The 24519-nt window shown below is 68.2% G+C and carries 19 protein-coding genes; 6 read left to right on the forward strand and 13 right to left on the reverse strand.

What is annotated here, in order from left to right; translation table 11 throughout:
- Positions 1-47: 47 nt before the first annotated feature.
- The 5 genes from C461_RS14335 to C461_RS14355 are packed head-to-tail and all read right to left on the reverse strand — an operon-like array spanning position 48 to position 6053.
- Entirely contained in the window at positions 48-1169 is a 1122-nt protein-coding gene (locus C461_RS14335; RefSeq protein ID WP_008002453.1) for an ABC transporter ATP-binding protein, read from the reverse strand.
- Positions 1166-2389: an ABC transporter ATP-binding protein gene (locus tag C461_RS14340; protein ID WP_008002455.1), complete on the reverse strand. Its 1224-nt coding sequence runs from the start codon at positions 2387-2389 to the stop codon at positions 1166-1168. The genes C461_RS14335 and C461_RS14340 overlap by 4 nt, the downstream gene beginning before the upstream one ends.
- Positions 2386-3405: an ABC transporter permease gene (locus C461_RS14345; RefSeq protein WP_008002457.1), complete on the reverse strand. Its 1020-nt coding sequence runs from the start codon at positions 3403-3405 to the stop codon at positions 2386-2388. The genes C461_RS14340 and C461_RS14345 overlap by 4 nt, the downstream gene beginning before the upstream one ends.
- Positions 3405-4397 (reverse strand): ABC transporter permease, encoded by a 993-nt coding sequence (locus C461_RS14350; RefSeq protein WP_008002459.1) that lies wholly within the window; start codon positions 4395-4397, stop codon positions 3405-3407. Before C461_RS14350 ends, C461_RS14345 begins: the two co-directional genes overlap by 1 nt.
- Before the next feature lie 30 nt (positions 4398-4427).
- Positions 4428-6053 carry an ABC transporter substrate-binding protein gene (locus tag C461_RS14355; protein ID WP_049906718.1) on the reverse strand — a complete coding sequence of 542 codons (1626 nt, stop codon included), beginning with the start codon at positions 6051-6053 and terminating at the stop codon, positions 4428-4430.
- 127 nt (positions 6054-6180) lie between these two features.
- On the opposite strand from C461_RS14355, the gene C461_RS14360 reads away from it, so the two are divergent.
- From C461_RS14360 to C461_RS14375, 4 genes are all read left to right on the forward strand, one after another.
- The gene (locus C461_RS14360) at positions 6181-6639 is read left to right on the forward strand and encodes a DUF7529 family protein (protein WP_008002462.1); all 459 of its coding nucleotides are present in this window, start codon (positions 6181-6183) and stop codon (positions 6637-6639) included.
- A gap of 158 nt (positions 6640-6797) precedes the next feature.
- A complete protein-coding gene (locus tag C461_RS14365; RefSeq protein WP_008002464.1) occupies positions 6798-7511 on the forward strand; it encodes a phosphoribosyltransferase family protein in 714 nt (237 codons plus the stop codon).
- Between the two features lie 136 nt (positions 7512-7647).
- Positions 7648-9027 carry an NCS2 family permease gene (locus C461_RS14370; protein WP_049906720.1) on the forward strand — a complete coding sequence of 460 codons (1380 nt, stop codon included), beginning with the start codon at positions 7648-7650 and terminating at the stop codon, positions 9025-9027.
- A gap of 116 nt (positions 9028-9143) precedes the next feature.
- On the forward strand, positions 9144-10055 hold the full coding sequence (locus C461_RS14375; RefSeq protein WP_008002467.1) for an HpcH/HpaI aldolase/citrate lyase family protein: 912 nt from the start codon (positions 9144-9146) through the stop codon (positions 10053-10055).
- A gap of 207 nt (positions 10056-10262) precedes the next feature.
- Here C461_RS14375 and C461_RS14380 read toward each other — a convergent pair whose 3' ends face one another.
- Entirely contained in the window at positions 10263-11315 is a 1053-nt protein-coding gene (locus C461_RS14380) for a YihY/virulence factor BrkB family protein (RefSeq protein WP_008002469.1), read from the reverse strand.
- Between the two features lie 338 nt (positions 11316-11653).
- Positions 11654-12022: a VOC family protein gene (locus tag C461_RS14385; protein WP_049906729.1), complete on the reverse strand. Its 369-nt coding sequence runs from the start codon at positions 12020-12022 to the stop codon at positions 11654-11656.
- A 171-nt stretch (positions 12023-12193) separates the two neighbouring features.
- Between C461_RS14385 and C461_RS14390 the strand changes: the two genes are divergently transcribed.
- Positions 12194-15292 (forward strand): FAD-binding and (Fe-S)-binding domain-containing protein, encoded by a 3099-nt coding sequence (locus tag C461_RS14390; RefSeq protein ID WP_008002472.1) that lies wholly within the window; start codon positions 12194-12196, stop codon positions 15290-15292.
- Between the two features lie 140 nt (positions 15293-15432).
- On the opposite strand, the gene C461_RS14395 is transcribed toward C461_RS14390, so the two are convergent.
- The 3 genes from C461_RS14395 to C461_RS14405 form a co-directional block, all read right to left on the reverse strand.
- Positions 15433-17202 carry an L-lactate permease gene (locus C461_RS14395; RefSeq protein WP_008002475.1) on the reverse strand — a complete coding sequence of 590 codons (1770 nt, stop codon included), beginning with the start codon at positions 17200-17202 and terminating at the stop codon, positions 15433-15435.
- A 407-nt stretch (positions 17203-17609) separates the two neighbouring features.
- Positions 17610-18059, reverse strand: coding sequence for an acyl-CoA thioesterase (locus C461_RS14400; protein WP_008002476.1), 450 nt, complete (start codon positions 18057-18059; stop codon positions 17610-17612).
- A 75-nt stretch (positions 18060-18134) separates the two neighbouring features.
- Positions 18135-18341, reverse strand: a complete 207-nt coding sequence (locus C461_RS14405; protein ID WP_008002479.1) for a hypothetical protein — start codon at positions 18339-18341, stop codon at positions 18135-18137.
- Positions 18342-18474: 133 nt separating this feature from the next.
- Between C461_RS14405 and C461_RS14410 the strand changes: the two genes are divergently transcribed.
- Positions 18475-19488, forward strand: a complete 1014-nt coding sequence (locus C461_RS14410; RefSeq protein ID WP_008002480.1) for an aldo/keto reductase — start codon at positions 18475-18477, stop codon at positions 19486-19488.
- 593 nt (positions 19489-20081) lie between these two features.
- Here C461_RS14410 and C461_RS14415 read toward each other — a convergent pair.
- From C461_RS14415 to hisH, 3 genes are read right to left on the reverse strand one after another with little or no spacing between them, the layout of a single operon-like run.
- Positions 20082-21740, reverse strand: a complete 1659-nt coding sequence (locus C461_RS14415) for a hydantoinase B/oxoprolinase family protein (protein WP_008002483.1) — start codon at positions 21738-21740, stop codon at positions 20082-20084.
- Positions 21737-23824 carry a hydantoinase/oxoprolinase family protein gene (locus C461_RS14420; RefSeq protein WP_008002485.1) on the reverse strand — a complete coding sequence of 696 codons (2088 nt, stop codon included), beginning with the start codon at positions 23822-23824 and terminating at the stop codon, positions 21737-21739. The genes C461_RS14415 and C461_RS14420 overlap by 4 nt, the downstream gene beginning before the upstream one ends.
- Positions 23811-24470 carry an imidazole glycerol phosphate synthase subunit HisH gene (hisH, locus tag C461_RS14425; RefSeq protein WP_008002487.1) on the reverse strand — a complete coding sequence of 220 codons (660 nt, stop codon included), beginning with the start codon at positions 24468-24470 and terminating at the stop codon, positions 23811-23813. Before hisH ends, C461_RS14420 begins: the two co-directional genes overlap by 14 nt.
- Positions 24471-24519: the final 49 nt, after the last annotated feature.

The raw sequence follows: 24519 nt of genomic DNA on the forward strand, positions 1-24519 counted from the left end.
CGCGCGGGCTAGGACGCTCGCCGGTGTCGCACTGCCGTCCGGGTCGATCAGTCGCCCGCAGTACGGGCGTTCTCTTCGATCGGCTCGCTGTCCCAGTACGCGTGGTCCGCGTCGTTGCGGAAGCACTTCGCCCGACGCCGGTCGTTGACGGCGTAGTCGGGCGGCGCCGACTCCCGACAGGCCGCGCGAGCCTCCGGACAGCGCGTGTGAAACCGACAGCCCGTCGGCGGGTTCCGTGGCGACGGCACGTCGCCGTGGAGCGTCGCGAAGTCCTCCTCGCGCGCCTCGGTGCTCACCCGAGGGACGCTCGCCAGCAGCGCCTTCGTGTAGGGATGTGCGGGATCGGCGAAGATCTCGTCGACCGGGCCCGTCTCGACGATCTTGCCGAGGTACATCACGGCGACGCGATCACAGATGTGCCGGACGACGCTGAGGTTGTGCGCGATAAAGAGGTACGTGAGGCCGAACTCGTCTTGGAGGTCGTCGAGCAGGTTGAGGATCTGCGCCTGCACGCTCACGTCGAGCGCCGAGACCGGCTCGTCGAGCACGACGAACTCGGGGTCGAGCGCGAGCGCGCGGGCGATCCCGATCCGCTGGCGCTGTCCGCCCGAGAACTCGTGCGGGTAGCGATCGATCTGATCGGCCGAGAGGCCGACGCGTTCGAGCAGGTCTCGGGCGGTCTCGCGGCGCTCGGCCTGGTCGGCGACGCCGTGAATCTTCAGCCCCTCCGTGATGATGTCACCGGCGGTCATCCGGGGGTCGAGACTGGAGAACGGGTCCTGGAAGACGATCTGCGCGCGCTTCCGGAACTGGGTCAGTTCGCCGTCGGACATCTCGAGGAGGTTCTCGCCGTCGAAGGTGATCCGCCCCTCGGTGGCTTCGCGCAGTCGGAGCACGGTCTCGCCGGTGGTCGACTTCCCGCAGCCGGACTCGCCGACGAGCCCGAGCGTCTCGCCCTCGGCGACCTCGAAGGAGACGCCGTCGACCGCCTTCACGCTCTCCGGCTCGTTGCCGAGCACCCGGTCGACGATCGACTGCTCGTTGGCGTAGTACTTTCTGAGCCCCTCGACGGAGACGAGCGGTTCGCCGGCGGCAGTCGCCTCAGTGCCGGGGTCGGCGTTCGTGTGCGAGTCGACGGTAGCGTCTGTGTGTGAGTTGGTGTCGCTCATTCGGAATCACCGCCGAAGTAGTCTGCAGGAAGCGCCTCGTCCGGGTCGTACGGACGCTCCGCGAGGACGCACTTCGCGCCGTGTTCGGTCGCGGCGTCCACGACGATCTCGTCCGGCTTCTCCAGGCACGATTCCATCGCGTTGGGACACCGGTCCGCGAAGTAACACCGGTCGTCCATCTCCGAATCGAGCAGCCCCGGGACGTTGCCGGCGATCGGCTGGAGCCGCGGTTTCGGATCCTCTAAGTCGGGGATCGATCCCAACAGCCCCTCGGTGTACGGATGGACCGGATCGTCGAACACCGCGTTGAGCGTTCCCCGCTCGACGATCTCGCCCGCGTACATCACGCACACCCGATCGCACATCTCCGCGATGACGCCGAGGTCGTGCGTGATGAGGATGATGCTCATCCCGCGCTCTTCTTGGACCTCCCGCAGGAGGTTGAGGATCTGCGCCTGGATGGTGACGTCGAGCGCGGTCGTCGGCTCGTCGGCGATCAACACGTCCGGCTCGCCGGCAAGCGCCTGCGCGATCATCGCGCGTTGGAGCATGCCGCCGGAGAACTGGCCGGGGTACTCGTCGACGCGGTCGGCCGGGTCGGGGATACCGACCTGTTCGAGCAGTTCGATCGCCCGGTCCATGCTCTCCTCGCTGGTGTAGCCGCGGCCGGGGATGATCCCGTCGAGGAGGTACTGGCCGAGCCCGTACCCCTGCGTTCGCGACCGCGTCGATCGGGGGTTCGCGGTCGCGCGCCGCTGCACCTCGACGGCCTCGGCGATCTGCTCGCCGACCGTGATCGAGGGGTTGAAGCTGCTCATCGGGTCCTGGAAGATGGTGCTGAACGACGGTCCCCGGAGCGACCGCCGGACCCGCGGCGGAACCGTTCGGAGGTCGACGTGGTCGCCGTCGACGCTCACCGCGTCGTTCGACCGGAACTCGTCGGCGAGATCCGGACTCCGGTACCACACTTCGCCCTCGGTGATCCGTCCGGGCGACTCCACGAGGTCGATCAGCGACAGCGAGGTCACCGACTTGCCGGAGCCGGACTCGCCGACGATACCGAGAATCTCGTTGTCCCGGATGTCGAAGGAGACGGATTCGACGGCGTTTATCTGTCCCTCTTCGGTGAAGAACCGGGTCGAGAGGTTCGAGACGGAGAGCACGTCGTCGGCGTCCGGGCCGCGACCGGCGCCGGACGCCGCCTGGAGGCGCTCGCTCATGCCGCACCCCCTTCACCCTCGATACCCGGATCGAGGGCGTCGCGGAGCCAGTCCCCGAGGAGGTTGATCCCGATCACCGACAGCATGATAGCGAAGCCGGGAATCGACGAGATCCACCACTGTCCCGAGGAGACGTAGTCGCGCCCCTGCGCGATGTCGAAGCCCCACGAGAGCGTCGTGCCGGAGAACCCGAGGAACGACAGCGAGCTCTCCAGGAGGATGATCGCCGCCACCTGCACCGTCCCGAGGACGATGATGGGGGTGATCGCGTTCGGCAAGACGTGCCGGAGGATGATCGCGTTGTCGCTGGCGCCGAGCGCGCGGGAGGCTTTCACGTACTCCTGTCCGCGCAAGGAGAGCGCCTCCCCGCGGGCGACGCGGGCGAACCACACCCAGTTGACGAGCCCGACGACGATCACCACGGTTATCGGTAATACGAAGCTCTCCGGCATCTCCGGTGCCAACCCGGCGACGACGAAGGGATCGGGGATGTCCACCGCGGCGCGACCCCAGAGCCCGATGAGCGCGACCGCCAACACGAGCGACGGGAACGCGAGGCTGACGTCGGCGACGCGCATCAGGGCGTCGTCGACGGTCCCTCGGTGGTAGCCGGCCAACAGGCCGACCGGGACTCCGACGGCGGCCGCCAGCAGCGTCCCGAGCACGCCGACGGCGAGCGACGTGCGCGCGCCGTATACGATCCGCGAGAACATGTCTCTCCCGAGGCTGTCGGTACCGAACACGTGGTCCGGGTCCGGCTCGATCTCGACGGTCTCGGTCACCGTCTGGATCTCTCCGTCGACCATCTGGGAGGAGGTCCGCTCCGCCGTCTCGGAGAACCCGACCGGCGGCAGCTGACTCTGATCGAGCTGTTGGGCAGTCGGGTCGTGCGTGGCGACGAACGGCGCGAAGGTGGCGACCAGAATGATGCTGATCACCAAGACCAGTCCGATCTTCGCGAGCGCGCTGTTTCTAAACTCCTTTTTGAGATTGCGAATGACACGTGCGGAAACCATTAGTCGTTCACCACTTGTGGGTCGAGATACGCGTAGACGGTGTCCACGAGGACGTTCACGAGCACGAAGCTCGTACCGATGACGATGAGACTACCCTGTAACACCGGCCAGTCGCGTCGATTGATGCTCTCGATGACGAGGGTGCCGAGCCCCGGCCACGAGAAGACCGCCTCGGTGATCACCGCACCGCCGATCAGCGTGCCGAGCTGCAGGCCGAGAACGGTGATCACGGGAATGAGCGTGTTCCGAAGCGCGTGTTTGTACCGGATCAGCGTCTGCGGAAGCCCCTTCGCTCGGGCCGCCTGCACGTACCCCTTGCTGAGTTCGTCGAGCATCCCCGAGCGGGTCAGTCGCGTGATGAGCGCCATGAAGTACGTCCCCAACGCGATCGCGGGGAGCGTGATGTACGCGAGCCACGCGAGCAGCGTGCCGAAAAACGGCTCCGAACCGACGAGCGAGAGCGCCACGTCGCCGACGTCGACGCCGCGTCCGCTCGTGTTGAACACGTTGAACTCCACCGCGAAGACCAAGATGAGCATGATGCCGAGCCAGAAGTTCGGCGTGCTGATCCCTCCGAGCGAGAGCAGCGTCGCGCCGTAATCTATCGGCTCGTTCCGTCGGGTCGCGCTGAGCACGCCGAGCGGGATCGACAACGCGATCGCGACGATGCTGGCGGCGAGCGCCAACTCCACGGTCGCCGGGAGCCGACCGAACACGAGTCCGACGACTTCCTGTCCCCGGATGTACGAGAACCCCATATCACCTTGAAGCAGTTTGAACAGGTACTGTCCGTACTGGATGTACAGGGGTTGGTCTAAGCCGAGTTCCGTGGCGATCGCTTGTCGCGTCTCCGGACTCGCGTCGAGCGGGGCGACCGCGTTGATCGGGCTCCCCGGGGTGACGAAGCGGAGCGCGAACACGACGGTGACGACCCCCCAGACGACGCCGAGTCCTTGGAGGCTTCTTTTGAGTACGAATCTGCCGAATGACATTAATAACTGGTGTGAGACGGTCGTCTGTCGTTACTGTCTCGTGGCCGTGTCGGGGTCGATGAACTCGTCGCTCCGCGGCTCCCACGAGATGTCGTTCGAGACGCCGTAGACGCTGAACTGCTGGTGGAGGAACACCCACGGCGCGAGGTCGTGAGCGAGCTGGTTCGCCTCCTGGAGGAACTCGACGCGTTCGTCGGCGTCCTCCGTGTTCTCGGCCTGCCGGATCAACTCGTCGAGCTCCTCGTTTTCGAGGACCGTGAGCGCGCCGTTCGAGGTCATGAGCGGGGTGATGGTCTGGCTGCCGTCGAACTCGGCGTTCCCCCAACCGAGGAGGTTGAAGTGCGGCTTGTCCTCGATGTTCCCTGTCGTGATGTCCTGCACGAGCGATGAGAACTCGCGCTGTTCGAGCTCACAGGAGACGTTCGACAGCGAGTCGATCTGGCTCGCCGCCGCCTGCGCGATCTCCACGTCGCCGAGGTAGCGACCGATCGGCGTTTCGAGCGTGATCTCCGCGCCGGCGAAGCCGGACTCCTCGACCAGTCGCTCTGCCTCGTCGGGGTCGTACGGGTAGGGGTCGATGTCCGGGTTGTACCCGACGTGCTCTTCGAGGGTCGGCTGGCCGGTGATCGTCCCGAAGCCGTTGAGGACGTTCTCGATGATGCTCTCGACGTCGACGGCGTAGTTCATCGCCTGGCGGAACTGCTGGCTGGAGAACGGCTCGACGTCGTAGCGCATCTGCAGGAAGATGATCCGCGCGCTCGGCACGGAGCTGATCCCGGCGACGTCCGACTCCTCGACGCGGGAGACCTCCTGTGGCGGCACGTTCGTTATGATGTCCGTCTCCTCTGCGAGCAGCCGGTTCACTCGCGTACTCGACTCGCTGGAGGCGCCCATCGTGAGTTCGTCGACGGGGACGTCGCCGCCCCAGTAGTCGTCGTTCGGCTCGTAGACGACCTCGTTACCGGAGTCGTACTCGGTGACGACGAACGGACCGGTGCCGTTGGTGTTCTGGTTGATGTAGTTCCCGTCGTTCTCCTCAACCCACGACTGCTGCATGACCTCGCCGTTCGTCGCGAACAGCTGGAACGCGATCGGGTTGAAGCCCTCGAAGTCGACGGTCACTTCGCCGTCGCCCGCGATGACCTCGTCGATGACCCCGAGATCGTTCGACTGCGGGCTGACGATACCGACCTCGTCGTCGACGATCCGGCGGATGCTGTACGCCACGTCCTCGGCGGTCAGCGCGTCGCCGTTGTGGAACGAAACGTCCTCGCGGAGCGTGAACCGGACGTTGCCGTCGTCGGTGCGCTCCCAGTCCGTGGCGAGGCTCTCGACGATGCCCCCCACCTTGTCGCGGTCCATCAGGCCTTCGTACGCCTGTCCGGTAATGATCTCCGTGTTCGTCTCGGCGTGGTCCTGCGGATCGAGCCCGGAGTCCATCTGTCCCATCGTGACGCCGATTTCGAAGCGCTCGTCGTCGCCGTTACCGCTTCCGTCGTCGCCGCTGCTTCCGTCATCGTCGCTGCTTCCGTCATCGCCGCTGCTCCCGTCGTCGCCGCCGTTTCCGGAACAGCCGGCGAGGCCGACTGCGGCGGCGGTTCCGGCGTACGTGAGCATCGTCCGTCTGTTGACATGATTTCCGTTATCAGGACTCATAACATACCTCATACGAGGGAGTGTTATGAACCTAACGACGTTGAGACCCGCTGTGGCCGTCACATCTACTGATCTCTTGTCACGACGACTGGACAAGTATTTAGGAGACGGACGAATTTCTACGGATATGCGACGAATCGATCCGGGCGAGCGCTGGGGCGACGTGATTGCCGACAGCGAGGCGACGGCCGACGCGTTCCGCGAGCGGGACTGGACCGCGATCGCCGCTCACCCGGGCGACGTGAATCCGGTCACCGACGCGACGCGGCTCGACGTGCTGTTGCCAGGCTCGGAGTTCGACGCGGCGAACGAGGCGGTCGGCGACGCCGCGATCGACACGGTCCGCGTGTACGCCGCGTCCGCGGACGGCGTCGAGTATCGGCTCGTCGTCGCGGAGGACGCGGACGCGGCGATCGCCGTCTGCGTGCCGACGTATCTCGGCGCCGCCGAGTTCGACGCGCTCCGCGAGGCGGTCGGCGCGGACGGCACGCTCACGGTTCGGCTCCGCCCCCTCGACGACCGCGACGTGGTCGAGATCGAGATGACCGACCCCGACGTCTTCTTCGAGCCCGAGTCGGACGCCTGAGACGGGTAACGCCCCCCGAGCCAGACGCCTGAGGCGGGTAACGCCTCTTGAGTCAGACGCCTGAGACGGCTCAACGCTCGCGCGTAACGCACGCGCATGTGTATCGCGCCGAGAGAACACTTCGACGTATTCATAGTTGTGCGATCACGATCATCTGTATGAATCGAGCAGAGAAGGCGGCCCTCCAGCTGCAGGCGGTCGCCGTGTTACGGATGCTGAAGGAGACGCGGACCTACGAGGAGCTGTCGACGGTGACGGGGCTGCCGGCCGGCGACCTCAACCGGTACGTGAACGGCCACGTGCTCCCGGGCACCGACCGGGCGAGCGAGGTCGTCGAGGCGGTCGGTCGCGACGCACTCGCCGACGAACTGCTCGCTCGCGTCGAGTTCGACGACGAGGGGTACGTCGACAACTCCGGAGTCGTCTTCGATCAGTCGTTCCTCGACCTGGTCGCGCCCGTCGCCGCGGAGACGTTCGGGTTCGAGTCACCGGACGTCGTGCTCACCGCCGCCACCGACGGGATCACCCTCGGCGCGGCGATGGCCTCCTTCTTCGACGCGCGGCTCGCGTACGCCAAGAAGTCGAAAGAGACCGCCGTCGAGGAGTTCATCGAGTCGCGCCAGCGACTCGCGTCCGGGATCGAACTCACCTACTACCTCCCCGCGAGCGCCATCGACGCCGGCGACACCGTCCTCGTCGTCGACGACCTGATCCGGTCGGGCGAGACCCAAGAGCTCCTCTTGGACATCGCGCTGCAGGCGGACGCCGACATCACCGGCGTGTTCACCCTCATCGCGGTCGGCGACGAGGGGATGGAACGCGCGCGAGCGATCACCGACGCGCCGGTCGGTGCGCTGACCACCTTCGAGTAGCTCGCGATACCCACGTTCGCGCATTTTCCTTAGCTGGCTGACGCCTCAAAACGAATTTCGATCCACATCTGTGGATACATACCGGCGTCTTTCAGCAAGGCTTATCACCCGATCCGGAGGTATCCTCACCTGTTCAATGGGGCTTACAGACATGCTGGCGGCGCGGTTCAACGTGGAGGCGCACGACTCCGACGTCCGTACGGAGCTTGTCGCGGGGCTCACCACCTTCCTCGCGATGTCGTACATCATCGTCGTGAATCCGTTCATCCTCGCGGAGGCGATTCAGATCCCCGGCTACGAGTTCTTCGAGGTGGTCCAGATGATCGCGATCTCGACGATCGTCGCCTCGGCGATCGCGACGCTGGTCATGGCGCTGTACGCCAATCGACCGTTCGGGCTCGCGCCCGGGATGGGGCTCAACGCGTTCTTCGCGTTCACCGTCGTGATCGGGTTGGGAATCTCTTGGCAGACGGCGCTCGCCGCCGTCTTCGTCGAAGGGGTGCTGTTCATGGCGCTGACCGCCGTCGGCGCGCGGAAGTACATCATTCAGCTGTTCCCGGAGCCGGTCAAGCGCGCGGTCGGCGCCGGTATCGGGCTGTTCTTACTGTTCATCGGCCTCCAAGAGCTCCAGCTCGTCGTTCCCGACGACGCGACGCTGGTCACGCTCGGCGGCGTCTTCGGGAACCCGTGGGCGATCCTCGGGATTCTCGGGCTGGCGCTGACGTTCGCGCTGTGGGCCCGCGGCATCACCGGTGCCATCATCATCGGCATCCTGACGACCGCGGCGGCCGGCTGGGCGCTCACCTTCGCGGGCGTGTTCGAGCGCGGCGTCGTCACGCCCGAGACGCTCCCCGCGGCGCAGTACGACATCACTCCGCTCGCGGGTGCGTTCGTGGACGGGCTCGCCGACATCGAGCCGCTCACGTTCGCGCTCGTCGTGTTCACGTTCTTCTTCGTCGACTTCTTCGACACCGCCGGGACCCTCATCGGCGTCTCGCAGTTCGGTGACTTCCTCGACGAGGACGGCGACCTCCCGGAGATGGAGAAGCCGCTGATGGCCGACGCGGTCGGTACCACCGTCGGCGCGATGATCGGCACCTCCACGGTGACGACGTACATCGAGTCGTCGGCCGGCATCGAGGAGGGCGGTCGCACCGGACTCACCGCGCTCGTCGTCGCGCTCGGGTTCATCGCGTCGCTGGCGCTGATCCCGTTCGTCGCCGCGATCCCCGAGTACGCCTCGTTCATCGCGCTGATCGTCGTCGGCGTGATGATGCTCCAGGGGCTCGTCGAGGTCGACTGGTCGAACCCGGCGTGGGCGGTCTCCGCGGGGCTCACCGTCACCGTGATGCCGTTCGCCTACTCGATCGCCGACGGGCTCGCGGCCGGGATCGTCGCCTACCCGCTGATCAAAGTCGCCCTCGGCGAGTACAACGACGTCCGGCTCGGGCAGTACGTCCTCGCGGTGCTGCTCGTCGTCTACTACGTGTTACAGACGCGCGGCGTCATCCTGTAGCGAGGCCGGTCGTCCACCGCCGTTCGACGCCGTTTTCACTCGATTCCGATTCGGTGAAAAAACCCCCGCGTGAGGTAGCTTTATTTTCATGGAAAAGCGTGATAGATCCGCCATATATGACGGACGTTACCCTTCGCCGAACCCAGTTGGCGACGCCGGCGAGCGACGAGAAAATGATGCACTCGGCGGCCGACAGCGACGCCGACGAGGTGTTCCTCGACTTGGAGGACTCGGTCGCACCGAACGCCAAGCCGGCGGCCCGCGAGCCGCTGATCGAGGCGGCCCGCGAGGAGGACTGGAGCGATAAGGTCCTCAGCTTCCGGATGAACGGTATCGACACGAAGTGGTGGTACGACGACCTGATCACCGTCGTCGGCGAGGCCGGCGAGCACATCGACGACGTGATCATTCCGAAGGTCAAGTCCGCGAGCGACATCCACACCGTCGAGAACCTGCTCCACCAGATCGAGGTGAACAACGACTTGGAGGTCGGCGGTATCGGACTCGAACCGCAGATCGAAGACGGCGAGGGGATCCACAACGTCCACGAGATAGCCCACGCCTCCGACCGGCTCTCGTCGATCATCTTCGGCCCGGGCGACTACTCCGCGGCGATGGGGACGCCCGGACTCGACATCGGCCAGTTCCCGGAGTACCCCGGCCACTACTGGCACCACGCGCTCTCGGAGTGCAACTCCGCGGCGAAGTCCGCCGGTCTGCCGTGTCTCGACGGTCCGTACGCGGACATCGAAGACGCCGACGGCTTCCGCGAGTCGGCCGGGAACGCCAACATGATCGGCTGTGACGGCAAGTGGGCGATCCACCCCTCGCAGATCGAGATCGGTAACGAGGTGTTCGCGCCGGACCCGGAGACCGCCGAGCGCGCCAAGCGCATCGTCGACGCCTACGCCGAGGCCATGGAGGAGGGCAAAGGCGCCGTGAGCGTCGACGGCCAGATGGTCGACGAGGCGACCAACAAGATGGCCCAAGACATCGTCGAGACCGCCGAAGCGGCCGGTATTCTGTAACCGCCCGGCCACGCGCACGACCCGTTCACTCTCGACACACCGACGTTTTCGCGTCGCTCGCGTCTCGGAGCACGGCGCTCCGAACGGTAGCACGCGTGGCGGCGAACTACTCACCGGTTGATTTCGCGACCGCTCTCCGACGGCGGTTGGCAGACCAAGCGCGGTATTATCCACCGAGTTCACTGCAAACGCGCACCTCCGGTCGACTCACGAGTCCGTTGCCGACTCGTCGGTCCACCAATATAACGTGAGACTGACGGCCTTGTCGAGGCCGAAGACGCCGGACCTCCGGTCGACGCTCGCGGTGTGCGGTACACTCAGTTCGACGCGGGAACCGCCGTCGAACTGGATCGCGATCCCGGACTCGGTTTCGGCGAGCGTCTCCGCGACCGAATCCAGTCGCCCGAGCAGTTCCGACCGATCCACGGTGGAGTCGTCGCGATCCGACCGCCGGGGCACCCCGCCGAACACCGGGTCGACGTCGACGTCGCTGGACCGGTTCGAGAAAACCGCGTTGATCGCCGCCCCGATCAGCAGTAGCAGGCCGATGACGTAGAGCCACGTCAACAGGACGAGGATGCTCGCGACGAGGTTGCCGCCGGTCGCTCCGGATTTGAAGAGCGTGAACACGGCCTGGGCGATCGCGATGCCGACGGCGGCGAACGCGGTCCCGGGGACGATCTCCAGCGGAGCGACATCGGTATCCGGGAAGATGTAGTACATCGGGTAGAACACGAGGAACAACCCGACGATGGTTGCGAGGGCTCGAAGGCCCACCCCGACCAGTCCCGTTTCGATCACGGGGAGGCTGCTCCCGATCACGCTGGCGGCCACGATCGCCAGCGTCACCGTGACGAGTAAAACCAGTCCGTCGCCGAGCTGGTCGGCGAAGGTGTTCTCTGACTCGGTCTCGTAGATGTCCGAGAACGCGGTGTCCAGCCCCCGGAAGATCCGCATGGCGCCCCAGACGAGGAACGCCGCCCCGAGCAGCGAGACCGACGCGTCCGCTTCGGTCAAGCCCTGCTGGATGACTGCGCTCGCTTCGGCCGTGAGGACCGCCTGCATGACGCCGACGATCGAGTCCTGGAGGGCGGTGTTCTGGGTCCGCTGGACCAGCGTCAACACCAACAGCATAAGCGGGAGGATCGAGATGAACGCGTGATAGGCGATCGACCCCGCCACGAACGTGAGCTTCTCGACGCGGACCTCGTGGACGACCGCCCGCAGCAGTTCCTCGGCCCGGTTTCGAGTGCGTTGCATGGCCTGGTAGTCGCCATCGGTAAACATGAAGCTACGGCCGGCGCCCGGATGCCGACAGCGGGCACCGCCGTCGAAGGCCCCGATCCGGACGCAAAGACACCCGGTCACAACCGTCTCTGACACACCCCCGAATCCCGCCGACGTTGAACGCAACCGCTGTACTCGCGGACCGTTCTCGACAGGTGTCGACAGGTATCGAATCGTTCTGTATCCACCCGTACGCGAGTCGCGGTCTCGACCGATTCGGCGACGCTCGCCGGTGTGTGAGCTTTGCTGTGGCGTTTCGCCGGTCGGGTGTGTTGTCGGTGTGGCAACCGCTCGCTGATCGCCGATTCCGTTTATAAGGGCTCGATCAGTTCGACGGCGTGCCCGTCGGGGTCCTTGATAAACGCGGTCCGCGCGCCGGCCTCCGGCTGGTCGCCGGGCTCCTTCACGACGCCGTGGTGATCGATCCGGTCGAACGCCGCGTCGACGTCGTCGACGCCGACGGCGACGTGGTCGTAGCGGTCGCCGTCGTCGCTCGGCTCCTCGCCGTCGGTGTCGGAGAGCTGGAACTCGACGCCGGCGTCGTCGGCCACGTACACGTTCCGCGTGGTGCCGTCCTCGGTGGTGAACTCCCAGGAGCGCTCGAACCCGAGCTGCTCGACGTACCAGTCGGCGGTGCGGTCGGCGTCGGCCACGTTGAGACACGTGTGGAGTATCTCCATGCGTCGGCGTGTCGCGGCGGCAGTATAAATCCCGGCGACCGTCCGCGTCGTTGGCGCCGTCGCCGGCTCGGCGAGCGCACCGGCGACGTCGACGCTCTCGACCGGGATCGGATCCGGCACGTATTTATCATTAACAAAGGTTTTATTCGGCTTTCGCTCCCCGTCTATAGCATGGCAACTGAGCCCACGCGGGGGAGTGACACGCCCGATCTCGACACGTCGGCGGCGTCGCTCGGCCACGACCGACCGGACGTTCCGGCCTATCGGGCGCTCGCGTCGGATCTCCGCGAGCGCGTCGCCGGCGAGGTCCAGTTCGACGAGTACGCACAGGTGCTGTACGCGACCGACGGCAGCATCTATCAGGCCCGGCCCGCGGGCGTCGTGATTCCGCGCTCGGTCGACGACGTGCAGGCGACCATGCGGGTCGCCGCCGACCACGGCGTTTCCGTCATTCCGCGCGGGGCCGGCTCCTCGCTCGGCGGCCAGACCGTCGGTCCGGGCTGTGTCGTGCTCGACTTCTCGACGCACATGGACGAGATCGTCGAGGTCCGGCCGGACGACCGCCGCGCGGTGGTCCAGCCCGGCGTCGTTCAGGATCGCCTCGACGACCGGCTGGCCGAAGACGGGCTGAAGTTCGCGCCCGACCCGGCCTCCTCCGCGCGGGCGACCGTCGTGGGCGGCATCGGCAACAACTCCACGGGCGCGCACTCGGTGCGCTACGGGATCACCGACGCGTACACGGAGGAGCTGACGGTCGTGCTCGCTGACGGCTCGCTGCTCCGCACCCGCGAGGTCGTCCTCGACTCGCCCGAGTACGAGGAGATCGTCTCGAACGACGATCGGGAGGCCGCGCTGTACGAGACCGTCCGGCAGCTCGTCGAGGAGAACGAGGCCGAGATCGACGAGAAGTACCCGACTCTCAAGCGCTCGGTCTCCGGGTACAACCTCCACAAGGTGATCTACGAGAACGACGACGGCGAGGACGTGATCAACCTCTCGAAGCTGTTCGTCGGCGCCGAGGGGACGCTCGGGACGATCGTCGAGGCCGAGGTGTCGCTCGTCACCCGCCCCGAGGAGACGGCGCTCGCGCTGTACACGTTCGACTCGCTGGTCGACGCGATGAAGGCGGTCCCCGAGGCGTTGGAGTTCCCGGTGAGCGCGGTCGAGCTGATGGACGACGAGGTGTTCTCGCTCGCCGCCGGGTCACAGGAGTTCGCGCAGTACGCCGAGCCGATCCCCGACCGCGCCGCCGCGGCGCTCATGCTGGAGTGGGACTCGGAGCTGGTCGACGACTTCGAGGGCGCGATCGCCGACACGAACGCGCACTTCGTCGACGAGGGCGACGCCTTCGACGTGCTGGAGGCGTACACCGCCGAGGACCAGGCTGACCTCTGGAAGCTCCGAAAGGCGGCCATTCCCCTCTTGATGAGCATGCAGGGCGACCCGAAGCCGTATCCGTTCATCGAGGACGCGACGGTGCCGCCGGAAGAGCTCGCGGAGTACGTCGGACAGTTCGAGGAGGTGCTGGAGAATCATGACACCTCGGCCGCATACTTCGCGCACGCCGGGTCCGGTACGCTCCACATCCGCCCGATCCTCTCGCTGAAAGAGGAGGAGGGCGTCGAGAAGATGCACTCCATCTCCGAGGACGTCACCGACCTCGTGTTGGAACACCACGGCGCCTTCTCGGGCGAGCACGGCGACGGGCTCGCGCGCACCGAGTTCAACCCGAAGATGTACGGCGAGGCCCTCTGGAGCGCGTTCCAGGAGCTCAAGTCGACGTTCGACCCCGAGTGGCGGATGAACCCCGGAAAAGTGGTGTACGTCGACGGCGACACCGCCGCCGAGCGCGGCTACCCCGATACCGCCGCCGACACCGACATGCGCGAGAATCTCCGGTACGGCCCCGCGTATCAGTCGATCGAGCCGCAGACGGCCCTCGACTTCTCCGACGAGGGCGGGTTCTCGCACCTCGTCGAACTCTGTAACGGCTGTGGCACCTGCCGGGAAACCGACTCCGGCGTCATGTGTCCGACCTACCGCGCCTCCGAGGAAGAGATACAGGCGACTCGCGGCCGGGCGAACATGCTCCGGGCCGCCATCAGCGGCGAACTCGACGAGGACGAGATCCACTCCGACCGGTTCCAAGAGGAGGTGCTCGGGCTCTGCGTCGGCTGTAAGGGCTGTAAGAGCGACTGTCCGACCGGCGTCGACCTCGCGAAGCTCAAAGCCGAGGTGAAACACGAGCACCACGAGAAGGAGGGGTCCGGCTTCCGCGAGCGGATCTTCCGGGACATCGACCGCTTCTCGGCGCTCGGGAGCGCGCTCGCGCCGATCTCGAACGCGGCGACGAAGGTTCCGGGCGCTCGCGCGGTGATGGACGCGGTCGCGGGGATCGCGCCGGACCGAGAGCTGCCGACGTTCCGGTCGACGAGCTTCGAGGAGTGGTTCGAGTCCCGCGGCGGCCCGGCGGTCGACCCCGCCGAGGCGGTCGACACGGTCGCGCTGTTCCCCGACACCTACACCAACTACAGCTACCCGGCGGCGGGCAAGGCGGCCGTCGAGGTGCTGGAGGCGGCCGGCGTCCGCGTCGAGGTGCCGGACGACCTCGCGCCGTCCGGTCGGGCGGCGTTCTCGACCGGGTTCCTCGACGCGGCCCGCGAGCGCGCCGAGGCCAACGTCGCGGCGCTCGCGCCCCGCGTCCGCGACGGGCAGTCCGTCCTCTTCGTCGAGCCCTCGGACGCGGTGATGTTCCAAGATGAGTACCACGACCTCCTCGACGGCGAGGACGCGGCGGCGGTGTCGGCGGCCGCCTTCGGCGTGTTGGAGTACCTCGACGCCGGCCGGGTCGACGACCGGGTGGCGTTCGACGCGCCCGCGGAGTCGCTCACCTACCACGGACACTGCAACCAGAAGGCCACGAACAAGGACCACCACGCGGTCGGCGTGCTCCGTCGGGCCGGCTACGAGGTCGACCCGCTCGACTCCTCCTGTTGCGGGATGGCGGGCTCGTTCGGCTACGAGTCGGAGCACTACGACCTCTCGAAGGCGATCGGGCGGATCCTCTTCGACCAGGTCGAGGAGAGCGGCGGCGAGACGGTGACCGCCCCGGGCGCCTCTTGTCGCTCGCAGTTGGGCGACCGCGACGGCGCGGAGAACCCGCCGCACCCGATCGAGAAGGTCGCCGAGGCGGTGACCGGGCCCGCGCCCGACGCGGTCGCCGACGCGGGCGCCACCGGAGCGACGAGCCCGTCGCCGGCCGACGACTGAGGCCGCTCGCCGTCCGACGATTGAGTCCGCTCGCCGTCCGCGCCGCTTTTTGATTCCGTACTCTCGTCGGTCCGCGATGCCGCCGCTCGCGGGTCGCGTTTATAAGTAAAAAGAGCCGCACCGCCGTGCCGGTCCCGCGTTCAGAACACGTTGGGGAACAGCACGTAGCTGAAGAGCAGACACAGCAGCCCGACGCCCGTCGCGTAGTACAGCAGCGGGATCATGTTCAGCCGCATTACCCGCCCCTCCTGTCCGAGGAGGCCGACCGTCGCCAGCGCGGCGACGAGGTTGTGGATCGCGACGAGGTTCCCGATGGCGCCGCCGACGGCCTGGGCACCGACGATGATCGTGCGCGGGAGCCCGAGCTGCGTCGCCGCCTCGAACTGGAACGCCCCGAACGTGATGTTCGAGACGGTGTTCGACCCGGCCATCGCGGCGCCCAGCGCGCCGATGAGCGACGCGAAGGCGGGGTAGGCGGGGCCGAGGAGGTCGGCAGTCGTCTGCGCGAGCAGGACGATCATGCTGACGCCGCCCGGTGTGCTCCCGGGATGCGCGCCGGACTGGAGCATCACCTGCACCATGGCGATGACGAAGACCAGCGCGATGAACGGCGAGACGATCTTCCGGGCGGCCTCCTTCCAGGCGTCGCCGACCTCCTGGCCGGACATCCCGAAGATCGGGATCGCGATCACGGCGCTCACGAGCAGCCAGAAGCCCGGCACGTTCATCCACGCGACGGCGCCGGTGAGGTCGGTGCCGAGAATACCGCCCCAACTGACGACGAAGATATTCCGGTTGATGAAGCTCGAGATCGGGTCGACCGCACGGGTGACGACCAGCAGGATCACGAGCAGGACATACGGCGACCACGCCTTCAAAAGCGACATGTCCTCGCCGCCGCTGAGGTCGGCCGCCTCGGCCTCGGGCGAGACGCCCCCGCGGGTGTCTGCGCCCCCGCCGTTCGATCCGTTCGACTGTCCCGGCTCGATCGACCCGACCCAGTGGTCTTTCCACCGGTCGCGGTCCGGGAACTCCCACTCGTCATCGGGCAGGAGGTACCCTGCACGCAGGATGCTCAGGATGATCGCACCGCCGACCATCGATCCGATGAGCGACGGGAACTCGGCCGTGAGGAACCACGCCGAGATCCAGTACGGCACCGCGAAGGCGATCCCCGACGCCAGACAGAGCGGCGCGACCTCCCAGGCCGGCGCCAGCGAGCGGTCGTCCGGGTCGCCGAAGAAGTAGACGACCATGCCGACCGCGAACAGCGGCATCACGAACCCGACTAACGCGTGGTACGTCGCCGCCCACGCCGCCACTTCGCGAGAGAATCCTTGGACGGTCATTCCGCCGTCCTGGATCGCGACGCGAGTGAACTCGACGCTCTCCAACGGACTCTGGATCCCGACCACGATCGGCGTTCCGACCGCGCCGTACGTGACGGCGATGATGTGGCCGATGATTCCGGCGATGACCGCCGCCAGCGCCGGGAAACCGAGTCCGAGGAGCAGCGGAGCGACGACCGCGGCCGGCGTTCCGAAGCCGGCGGCGCCCTCGATGAACGTCGCCATGAAGAAGGCGATCAACACGATCTGCACGCGCCGGTCGTCGCTGACCGTCGCGAATCCCCGGTTGATCCGGTCGAACGCACCCGCCTCCATCAGGGTGTACAACAGCACGAGCGCGCCGAAGACGATCCAGAGGATCTCGATGGCGGTCATGAAGCCCGCCGCCGACGCCGCCGCCAGCCAGTTCACCGGCATGTTCCACGCGAAGTAGCCGACCGCCAGCGCCGTGACCCACGCGAGCGGCATCGCCCGCGTCGCTGGCCAGAGTAACCCTACCAACAGCACGCCGGCGAGAAGCAGCGGAACCGCGGCGATCGCGACGTCGATCCCGGTCGTCATGGTGCGCTCCCCCGACTACTCTCGTTCACTCGGTTTCGACACCAACTCATGTGACAGGTAATCATCCTCATACGACACGAATCACATCATTGTCTTTCATGATAAAAGCTAACCTTCGAACAACAGACATCTCGCGTCGAGCCGGTTCTCCGTCGCGGCGGCCGGAGGGGTGACGACTCTCACCGCTGCCGCGGTCGTTTCCCTCGACAGTCACGCCGCGACCGTCAGCACCACAAAATGTCAATAGAACGAATATTAGCGCCGCGATAACCACTCTCCCGAAACGTCATGTCGATCTCGTTTTACGTTCTACATGACCGCAGCGAGATGCGTCGGGCGCGAGACGACGCGTCGACGTCGGCGTACGCCGCCCGTCCTCGACGTCGGCCGGCGCGACGCGCGACCGGTCAGCGGTCCTCGTCCGGTTCGGCGGCGAGCGCCGCGTCGCGAAGCTCCCGGCAGCGGCCGCCGCCGATTTCGAGCTCCGGGACCGGCGTCGGGCTCCCGTTCGCGTCGACGGCGACGAAGACGAAGTACGACTCCGTCGTCAACTCGCGCTCGCCCGTGCGGGGCGACTCGCGGTACGCGCGGATCCGCGTGCGGAGGCTCGTTCGCCCGACCGCGTACACGTACGACTCGACGATGCAGGTGTCGCCCTGCGGCACCGGCCGCTTGAAGTCGAGCGCGTTGATCTTGGCGGTGACGCACGTCTCGCCGGCGGCGCGCATCGCGGACATCGCGCCGATCTCGTCCATCCACTTGACGACGTTCCCCCCGTGAGCGGACTCGTAGTTGTTGGTGTGGGTCGGCTGGACGCGTTGGCGGTTCTCGATGTACGTGTCGCTGACGGTCGGCATGCTCGGACTCACACGTCGCCCGGTGAAAGCGGCGTCGGCGCGTCCGTCGGGTCAGTGCCGCCAGAGAGCCGTCTCTCAGTGCCGCCGCGGATCGTCGCTTTCCCCCCACAGCACCCGGTACGCGAGGTAGCCGAGAAGCAGCGCGAACGCGAGCGTCGCGGCGGTCTCGGCGAACCAGACGGCGGCCCGGAGGAACCGGGTCACCACGCGGATCGCGACGAGCCCGCCGAACACCGCGGCGACGACGGCGAGCCCTGCGACGGCGGCGCGAAGGCGTTCCATGGCGATCGGTTCGGCGGGCGCGCTCAAAAACGCGCGTTTCGGTCGCGGCCGCCCACCGTCTGATTGTTTAACGTTCACGTGCCGCATCCGGTTACTGTGGCTTTTTGCGGCGACGGCGACAACACCGGAGACGATGACTCCCGCACTCGACGAGATCGACCTCGGGACGGTCCCGCTCGGCCGGACCGGGCTCCGAACGAGCGAGCTTCAGTTCGGCACCTGGCGCTTCGGTCGCGTGACCGAAGCAGGAAACGTGGAGATCGACGAGGCCCGCGCCCACGAACTGCTCGACGCCTACGAGGCCGCCGGCGGCCGCTACATCGACACCGCCGACGTGTACGGCGGCGGCGACTGCGAGCGCTGGATCGGCGACTGGCTCGCCGACCGCGACCGCGAGCGCTACACCGTCGCCTCGAAGGTGTACTGGCAGATCCGCGACGGCGACCCGAACAGCCGCGGCACGAACCGGAAGAACATTCGCCACCGCGTCGACGCGCTCTTGGACCGGCTCGACACGGACTACGTCGACGTCCTCTACATCCACCGCTGGGACGACGAGACGCCGGCCCGCGAGCTGATGAAGACCTTGAACGGGCTCGTCGAGTCCGGGAAGGTCCACTACCTCGGCGCCTCGACGCTCCGGCCCAACGCCTGGAAGGTCGCCCGCGCCAACGAGATCGCGCGCAGCGAGGGCTGGGAGCCGTTCACCGTGCTCCAGCCGCGCTACAACCTCGTCGACCGCGAGGTCGAGGGCGACTACCTCGAGTTCGCCCGCCGGCAGCACCTCGCCGTCTCCCCGTGGAGCCCGCTCGGACAGGGCTTTCTGACCGGCAAGTACGACCGCGACGAGGACCTCCCCGAGGAGTCGAAAGCGGCCGAGTCGACTCGCTTCCAGGAGGCGTACCTCACCGAGGCGAACTTCGACGTCCACGACGAACTCGACGCGGTCGCCGACGAGGTCGACGCTTCGCCCGCCCAGACCGCCCTCGCGTGGCTCATGCACCGCGACGGCGTCACCGCGCCCATCGTCGGCGCTCGGACCGTCGACCAGCTCGAAGAGAACCTCGCGGCCGCGTCGATCGACCTGTCGACGGAGCAGGTCGACCGGCTCACCGCGGCGAAGCCCGGCCCGTACGACGGGCTCTGAGACGCGGCGTTCGATTCGGGTCGCACTCTCCGGCCCTGTTTCCCCCCCGATTCGACAGCGGGACTCCCGTTCGAAACGGCTGCTTGCTGACGGCTGCTTCTCGATGGAGTGCGGGAGTGCGTGTACCGATCCGGTGGTGCAGTTCTTTATAAGTGGAGCAGCGGTGTCGCTGTCGATTATTTATCAATCGTTGTTGACGCGGCGATCGCTTCCAACGCCCCAACCGCACCACTGGAAGACGTTCCTGCTCGCTTCGCTGCGCGGGCTGCGACTTCCATGCTCCCGCTCGTTGCCCTCGCGGGACCGCAACCGCAGCCTCACGCCTCCCCAGCCTCGTCGGCCGGCGCTTATAAGCGCCGGCCGACTCCCTCGCGCTCGNTTCGCGCCGCGTTGCGGCGCTCACCGGAGCGCGCCACCGCAGTCGTTCATTTATAAATGGCCGTCGCCACCGCTCGCGGTTATTTATAAACCACGTCGCTGGCGGCGGTCTGCAACACCCACTCCCGTAATCGGCCACCGGCGTCCCTGTACTGACGACGGTCGGAGAGAACGTGTCTCCGGCTACGGGCCTCAACGCGGCAATTCGTTGTTTCTCACTCGTCTCGCTCGTCGTCGCTGACCTTCCCGTCTGCCACATCCCCCGCCGTCGCTGCCGGGTCGCGCGCCTCGGGATCACCGTATCCGCCGCCGCCGGGCGTTCGGACCGTCACCGTCGTCCCCGCCTCCACGTCGACGGTCGCCTTCGCGGGAACGGGCTCGCCGTCGATCAGGTTCTCGCCGAGGCCGCCGGACTCGCCCCCCTCGATGCCGGCGGGCGCGCGGCGGCGGCGCTCGGTCAGCAGCGAGACGGTCGCGGCGGTGTCGATCCGGACCGCCCGCTCCAGCCCGAGCCCGCCGCGGTGGCGTCCCGCGCCGCCGCTGTCCGGGCGGAGCGCGTAGCGCTCGACCGTCAGCGGATACGCCGCCTCCAGCGCCTCCACCGGCGTGTTGAGGGTGTTCGTCATCCCGACCTGCACGCCGTCCATCCCGTCGGCGTCCGGTCGGGCGCCGAACCCGCCGCCGATCGTCTCGTAGTAGGTGAACGACGCCCCGGAGCCGCCCCCGCGGCTCCCGATGGTGACGTTGTTCATGGTGCCCTGGCTCCCGGCGGTCACCCGGTCGGGAGCGGCCTCGCCGAGCGCCGCGAGCACCACGTCGGTGACGCGCTGGCTCGTCTCGACGTTCCCGCCGACGACCGCGGCCGGCAGGTCGGGGTTCAGGATCGAGCCGTCGGGCACCGAAATCGACACCGGCTCGTAACAGCCGTGATTCGGCGGGATCTCCGGGTCCGTCACGCAGCGGACGACGAAGTACACCGCGCTCTTCGCCACCGCCAGCGGCGCGTTGAGGTTCCCGGCGACCTGATCGGCCGTGCCCGCGAAGTCGACCGCGAGCGACCCGCCCTCGACCGTGACCGCGGCGCGGATCGGGATGTCCTCGTCGGTGACGCCGTCGCCTTCGAGCGCGTCGGCGGCCTCGTAGGTGCCGTCGGGCAGCCCCTCGATCGAGGCGGTCATCCGATCGCGGGAGTAGTCGATGACGGCGTCGAACGCGGCTTCGAGCCGGTCCCGGCCGTGCTCGTCGGCCAAGTCGCGGAGCCGGTCGCCGGCCCGATCGTTGGCCGCCAGCTGCGCCTCGAAGTCGGCCCGGCGTTCGGCCGGATTCCGGACGTTCGCGAACAGGAGATCGAAGGCGTCCTCGTTGCGCTCGCCGGCGTCGACGAGCCGGAGCGGCGGGATTCGGAGCCCCTCCTGGTAGATCTCTCGGGCCCCCGCCGGCATGCTTCCGGGCGCCATCCCGCCGACGTCGGCGTGGTGCGCCCGGGAGACGGCGAAGCCGACCACGTCGCCGTCGAGCGAGAGCGACGAGACGAGCGTCACGTCCGGGAGGTGGGTGCCGCCCGTGAACGGGTCGTTGAGGACGAAGACGTCGCCGGGCTCGGGGGCCCGATCCCGCACCGCCGCGACCGCCTCCGGCATCGCGCCGAGGTGGACCGGAATGTGTTCCGCCTGCGCGACCATCCGACCGTCGGCGTCGAAGAGCGCGGTCGAGCAGTCCCGCCGCTCCGTGATGTTGGGCGAGTACGCGCCGCGGATCAGGACCGTCCCCATCTCCTCGGCGACGCCCTCCAACTGGTTGCGGAGCACCTCCAACGTCACCGGGTCGATGGCGCCGTCCTCGTCAGTGGTCGCGGAGCCGCCGTCAGCGGTCATCGGCGTTCACCCCCGGCGGCGCGCTCCAACACGACCGTTCCGTCCCGCCGCACGCGACCCCGCCAGTCGGGCGGTACGACGGTCGTGCTCTCGGTGCCCGCCAGCACCGCGGGCCCGTCGGGGGTCGCCCCCGGACCGAGCGCGTCCCGGTCGTACACGGTCGCGTCGACCGCGCCCGTCTCGGGGAAGACGACCTCGCGGGTCCCCCGCGTCGCGTCGGCGCCGCCGGACCGCGAGACGCTCGGCGCCTCGACGTCGACGGTGGCCGTGCCGCGGAGCGTGACGGCTTCCACCGCGGCGTCGAGCCGGTAGCCGTACGTGCGTTCGTGGGCCGCGGCGAACCGCTCGGCGAGGGCTTCGGGATCGGCCGAGCCGCTCTCGGTACTCCCGTCACCGCCGATCCCGGCGTCGACGGTCAGCTCGAAGCTCTGTCCCGCGTACCGGCAGTCGGCCGCGCGCTCGACGCTCGCCGCGTCCGGGTCGGAGACGTCGCCGAGGACTCGCTCCGTCAGCTCTTCGAACGCGCTCTCGAGGTCCCCGGCGGACGCGTCGGCGAGCGACAGCCGGACCGTTCGCGCCGCGTCGTGGGTCTCGTCGGCCGCGAGCAGGCCGTACGCCGAGAGCACGCCGGCCGGCCCCGGGACGAGCACGCGGTCCATCCCGAGGCGGTCGGCGAGCGCCGCGGCGTGCATCGGTCCGGCTCCGCCGAACGCGACGAGGTCGAACGCGCGCGGATCGCGCCCGCGCTCGACGGTGACCGAGCGGATCGCCCGCGCCATCGTCGCGTTGGCGACGCGGAAGACGCCCCGAGCGGCCGCGGTCGCGGCGTCGAGGCCGGCGCCGTCCGGTCCGTCGTCCCCGCCGACGATCCCGGCCGCGTCGGCGAGGCGGTCGAGCGCGTCGCGCGCGGCGTCCACGTCGAGCGAGAGGTCTCCGCCGAGCGCCGCGTCGGCGCCGATGTACCCCAGCAGGACGTCCGCGTCGGTGACCGTCGCCTCGGTGCCGCCCTTGCCGTAACAGGCCGGTCCGGGGTCGGCGCCGGCGGACTCCGGGCCGACGCGGAGCGCGCCGCCGGCGTCGGTCCACGCGATCGACCCGCCGCCCGCGCCGACCGTCTCCACGTCGACGGTCGGGGTGCGGAGCGGCACGTCGGCGATCGTCGTCTCCGCGGTCCGCTCGACGCGCCCGTCGCGGACGAGGCTCACGTCGCTCGACGTGCCGCCCATGTCGAAGGTGACGGCGTCGCTGGCGACCGCGGCCGCGCCGACGACCCCCGCGGCCGGCCCGGAGAGCACCGTCGTCACCGCGCTCTCCCTGACGGTTTCCGCGTCGGCGACGCCCCCGTTCGAGCGCATCACGCGCGGCTCCGGGAGCCCGAGGTTCCGAGCGCCCGCAATCACTCGTCCCAGGTACGCGTCGAGTTCGGGCGTCAGGTACGCGTCGGCCACGGTCGTCCCCGTGCGCTCGAACTCGCGGAACTCCGCGAGCACGTCGTGGGAGGCGGAGACCGGCACGTCGAGCGCTTCGCGGAGAACGTCGGCAACGCGCGCCTCGTTTTCGGGGTTCGCGTACGCGTGCAGCAGCGAGACCGCGACGCTCTCGGCGTCCGCCTCGGCGACGTCCGCCGCGATCTCGCGGACCGCCTCGGGGTCGACCGGGCGCTCGGTCCCGTCGGTCGTCGCGCGCTCGTCGACTTCGAAGCGCCGCCGGCGAGGAACGAGGGGATCGGCCTTCTGCGCGCCCAGATCGTAGAGTGACGGCCGCGTCTGACGGCCGATCTCCAAGACGTCGCGGAAGCCGGCGGTCGTCACGAGCGCGGTCCGCGCGCCGTCGCGCTCCAACAGGGCGTTCACCGAGGCGGTGGTCGCGTGCGCGAAGGCGTCGACGGCCGCCGGATCGATCCCGGCCGCCTCGCAGGCCTCGCGGATCCCGTCGAGGACGCCGTCGTGTTGCGGGGTCGTCGTCGGCACCTTCGCCGTGGTGAGGTCGTCGCCGGCGACGAGCGCCACATCGGTGAACGTCCCGCCCACGTCGACGCCGAGTCGGACTGGGGCCGTCTCGCGGTCCTCCCTATCGGTCGGCACAGTACTCCACGAAGTTCCGGAGGATGCGGAGGCCCGTCTCCCCGCTCTTCTCGGGGTGGAACTGGGTGCCGAACACGTTGCCCGCGTCGTTGGCGACGACCGCCGGGAAGTCGACGCCGTAGTCCGCGGTGGCGACGACCGCGTCCGGGTCGTCGGGCTCGGCGTAGTAGGAGTGGACGAAGTAGGCGTACTCTCCGTTGACGCCCTCGACGATCGGGTGGTCGCGCTCGACCTCCAGCTCGTTCCACCCCATGTGGGGGACCTTCCGGTCCACGTCGAACCGGACGTTGGTGCCGGGGATGAGATCGAGCCCGGTGACGTCGCCTTCGCCGGCGTGGTCGGCCTCCTCGCTCGCGGTGAGCAGCATCTGCATCCCGAGACAGATCCCGAAGAGCGGGCGGCCGGCGTCGGCGTGGTCGGTCAGCGCCTCGCGCAGCGGCCCGGCGTTCTCCATCCCCTCGCGGAACGCGCCCACGCCCGGCAGGACGACGCCGTCGGCGGCCGCGAACGCCTCGGGGTCGTCCGTGATCTCGACCGACGCGCCGGCCCGTTCGAGCCCGCGGGTCGCCGACCGGAGGTTCCCGAGGCCGTAATCGACGAGAACGACGTCCGCCAGCGTCTCCGCGGGCGGTTCGAAAGTGCTCATACCGCCACTGGGAGGGGGACGGAAAAATCGGTTTCCCTTGTGGCAGGGG

This window comes from Halorubrum aidingense JCM 13560 (genome assembly GCF_000336995.1).
Lineage (GTDB): Archaea > Halobacteriota > Halobacteria > Halobacteriales > Haloferacaceae > Halorubrum > Halorubrum aidingense.

Bases quoted from the DNA above. Each gene is read 5' to 3' on its own strand.
- C461_RS14335 (WP_008002453.1), bottom strand. From the start codon at position 1,169: ATGAGCGACACCAACTCACACACAGACGCTACCGTCGACTCGCACACG.
- C461_RS14340 (WP_008002455.1), bottom strand. From the start codon at position 2,389: ATGAGCGAGCGCCTCCAGGCGGCGTCCGGCGCCGGTCGCGGCCCGGAC.
- C461_RS14345 (WP_008002457.1), bottom strand. From the start codon at position 3,405: ATGGTTTCCGCACGTGTCATTCGCAATCTCAAAAAGGAGTTTAGAAAC.
- C461_RS14350 (WP_008002459.1), bottom strand. From the start codon at position 4,397: ATGTCATTCGGCAGATTCGTACTCAAAAGAAGCCTCCAAGGACTCGGC.
- C461_RS14355 (WP_049906718.1), bottom strand. From the start codon at position 6,053: ATGAGTCCTGATAACGGAAATCATGTCAACAGACGGACGATGCTCACG.
- C461_RS14360 (WP_008002462.1), top strand. From the start codon at position 6,181: ATGCGACGAATCGATCCGGGCGAGCGCTGGGGCGACGTGATTGCCGAC.
- C461_RS14365 (WP_008002464.1), top strand. From the start codon at position 6,798: ATGAATCGAGCAGAGAAGGCGGCCCTCCAGCTGCAGGCGGTCGCCGTG.
- C461_RS14370 (WP_049906720.1), top strand. From the start codon at position 7,648: ATGGGGCTTACAGACATGCTGGCGGCGCGGTTCAACGTGGAGGCGCAC.
- C461_RS14375 (WP_008002467.1), top strand. From the start codon at position 9,144: ATGACGGACGTTACCCTTCGCCGAACCCAGTTGGCGACGCCGGCGAGC.
- C461_RS14380 (WP_008002469.1), bottom strand. From the start codon at position 11,315: ATGCAACGCACTCGAAACCGGGCCGAGGAACTGCTGCGGGCGGTCGTC.
- C461_RS14385 (WP_049906729.1), bottom strand. From the start codon at position 12,022: ATGGAGATACTCCACACGTGTCTCAACGTGGCCGACGCCGACCGCACC.
- C461_RS14390 (WP_008002472.1), top strand. From the start codon at position 12,194: ATGGCAACTGAGCCCACGCGGGGGAGTGACACGCCCGATCTCGACACG.
- C461_RS14395 (WP_008002475.1), bottom strand. From the start codon at position 17,202: ATGACGACCGGGATCGACGTCGCGATCGCCGCGGTTCCGCTGCTTCTC.
- C461_RS14400 (WP_008002476.1), bottom strand. From the start codon at position 18,059: ATGCCGACCGTCAGCGACACGTACATCGAGAACCGCCAACGCGTCCAG.
- C461_RS14405 (WP_008002479.1), bottom strand. From the start codon at position 18,341: ATGGAACGCCTTCGCGCCGCCGTCGCAGGGCTCGCCGTCGTCGCCGCG.
- C461_RS14410 (WP_008002480.1), top strand. From the start codon at position 18,475: ATGACTCCCGCACTCGACGAGATCGACCTCGGGACGGTCCCGCTCGGC.
- C461_RS14415 (WP_008002483.1), bottom strand. From the start codon at position 21,740: ATGACCGCTGACGGCGGCTCCGCGACCACTGACGAGGACGGCGCCATC.
- hisH (WP_008002487.1), bottom strand. From the start codon at position 24,470: ATGAGCACTTTCGAACCGCCCGCGGAGACGCTGGCGGACGTCGTTCTC.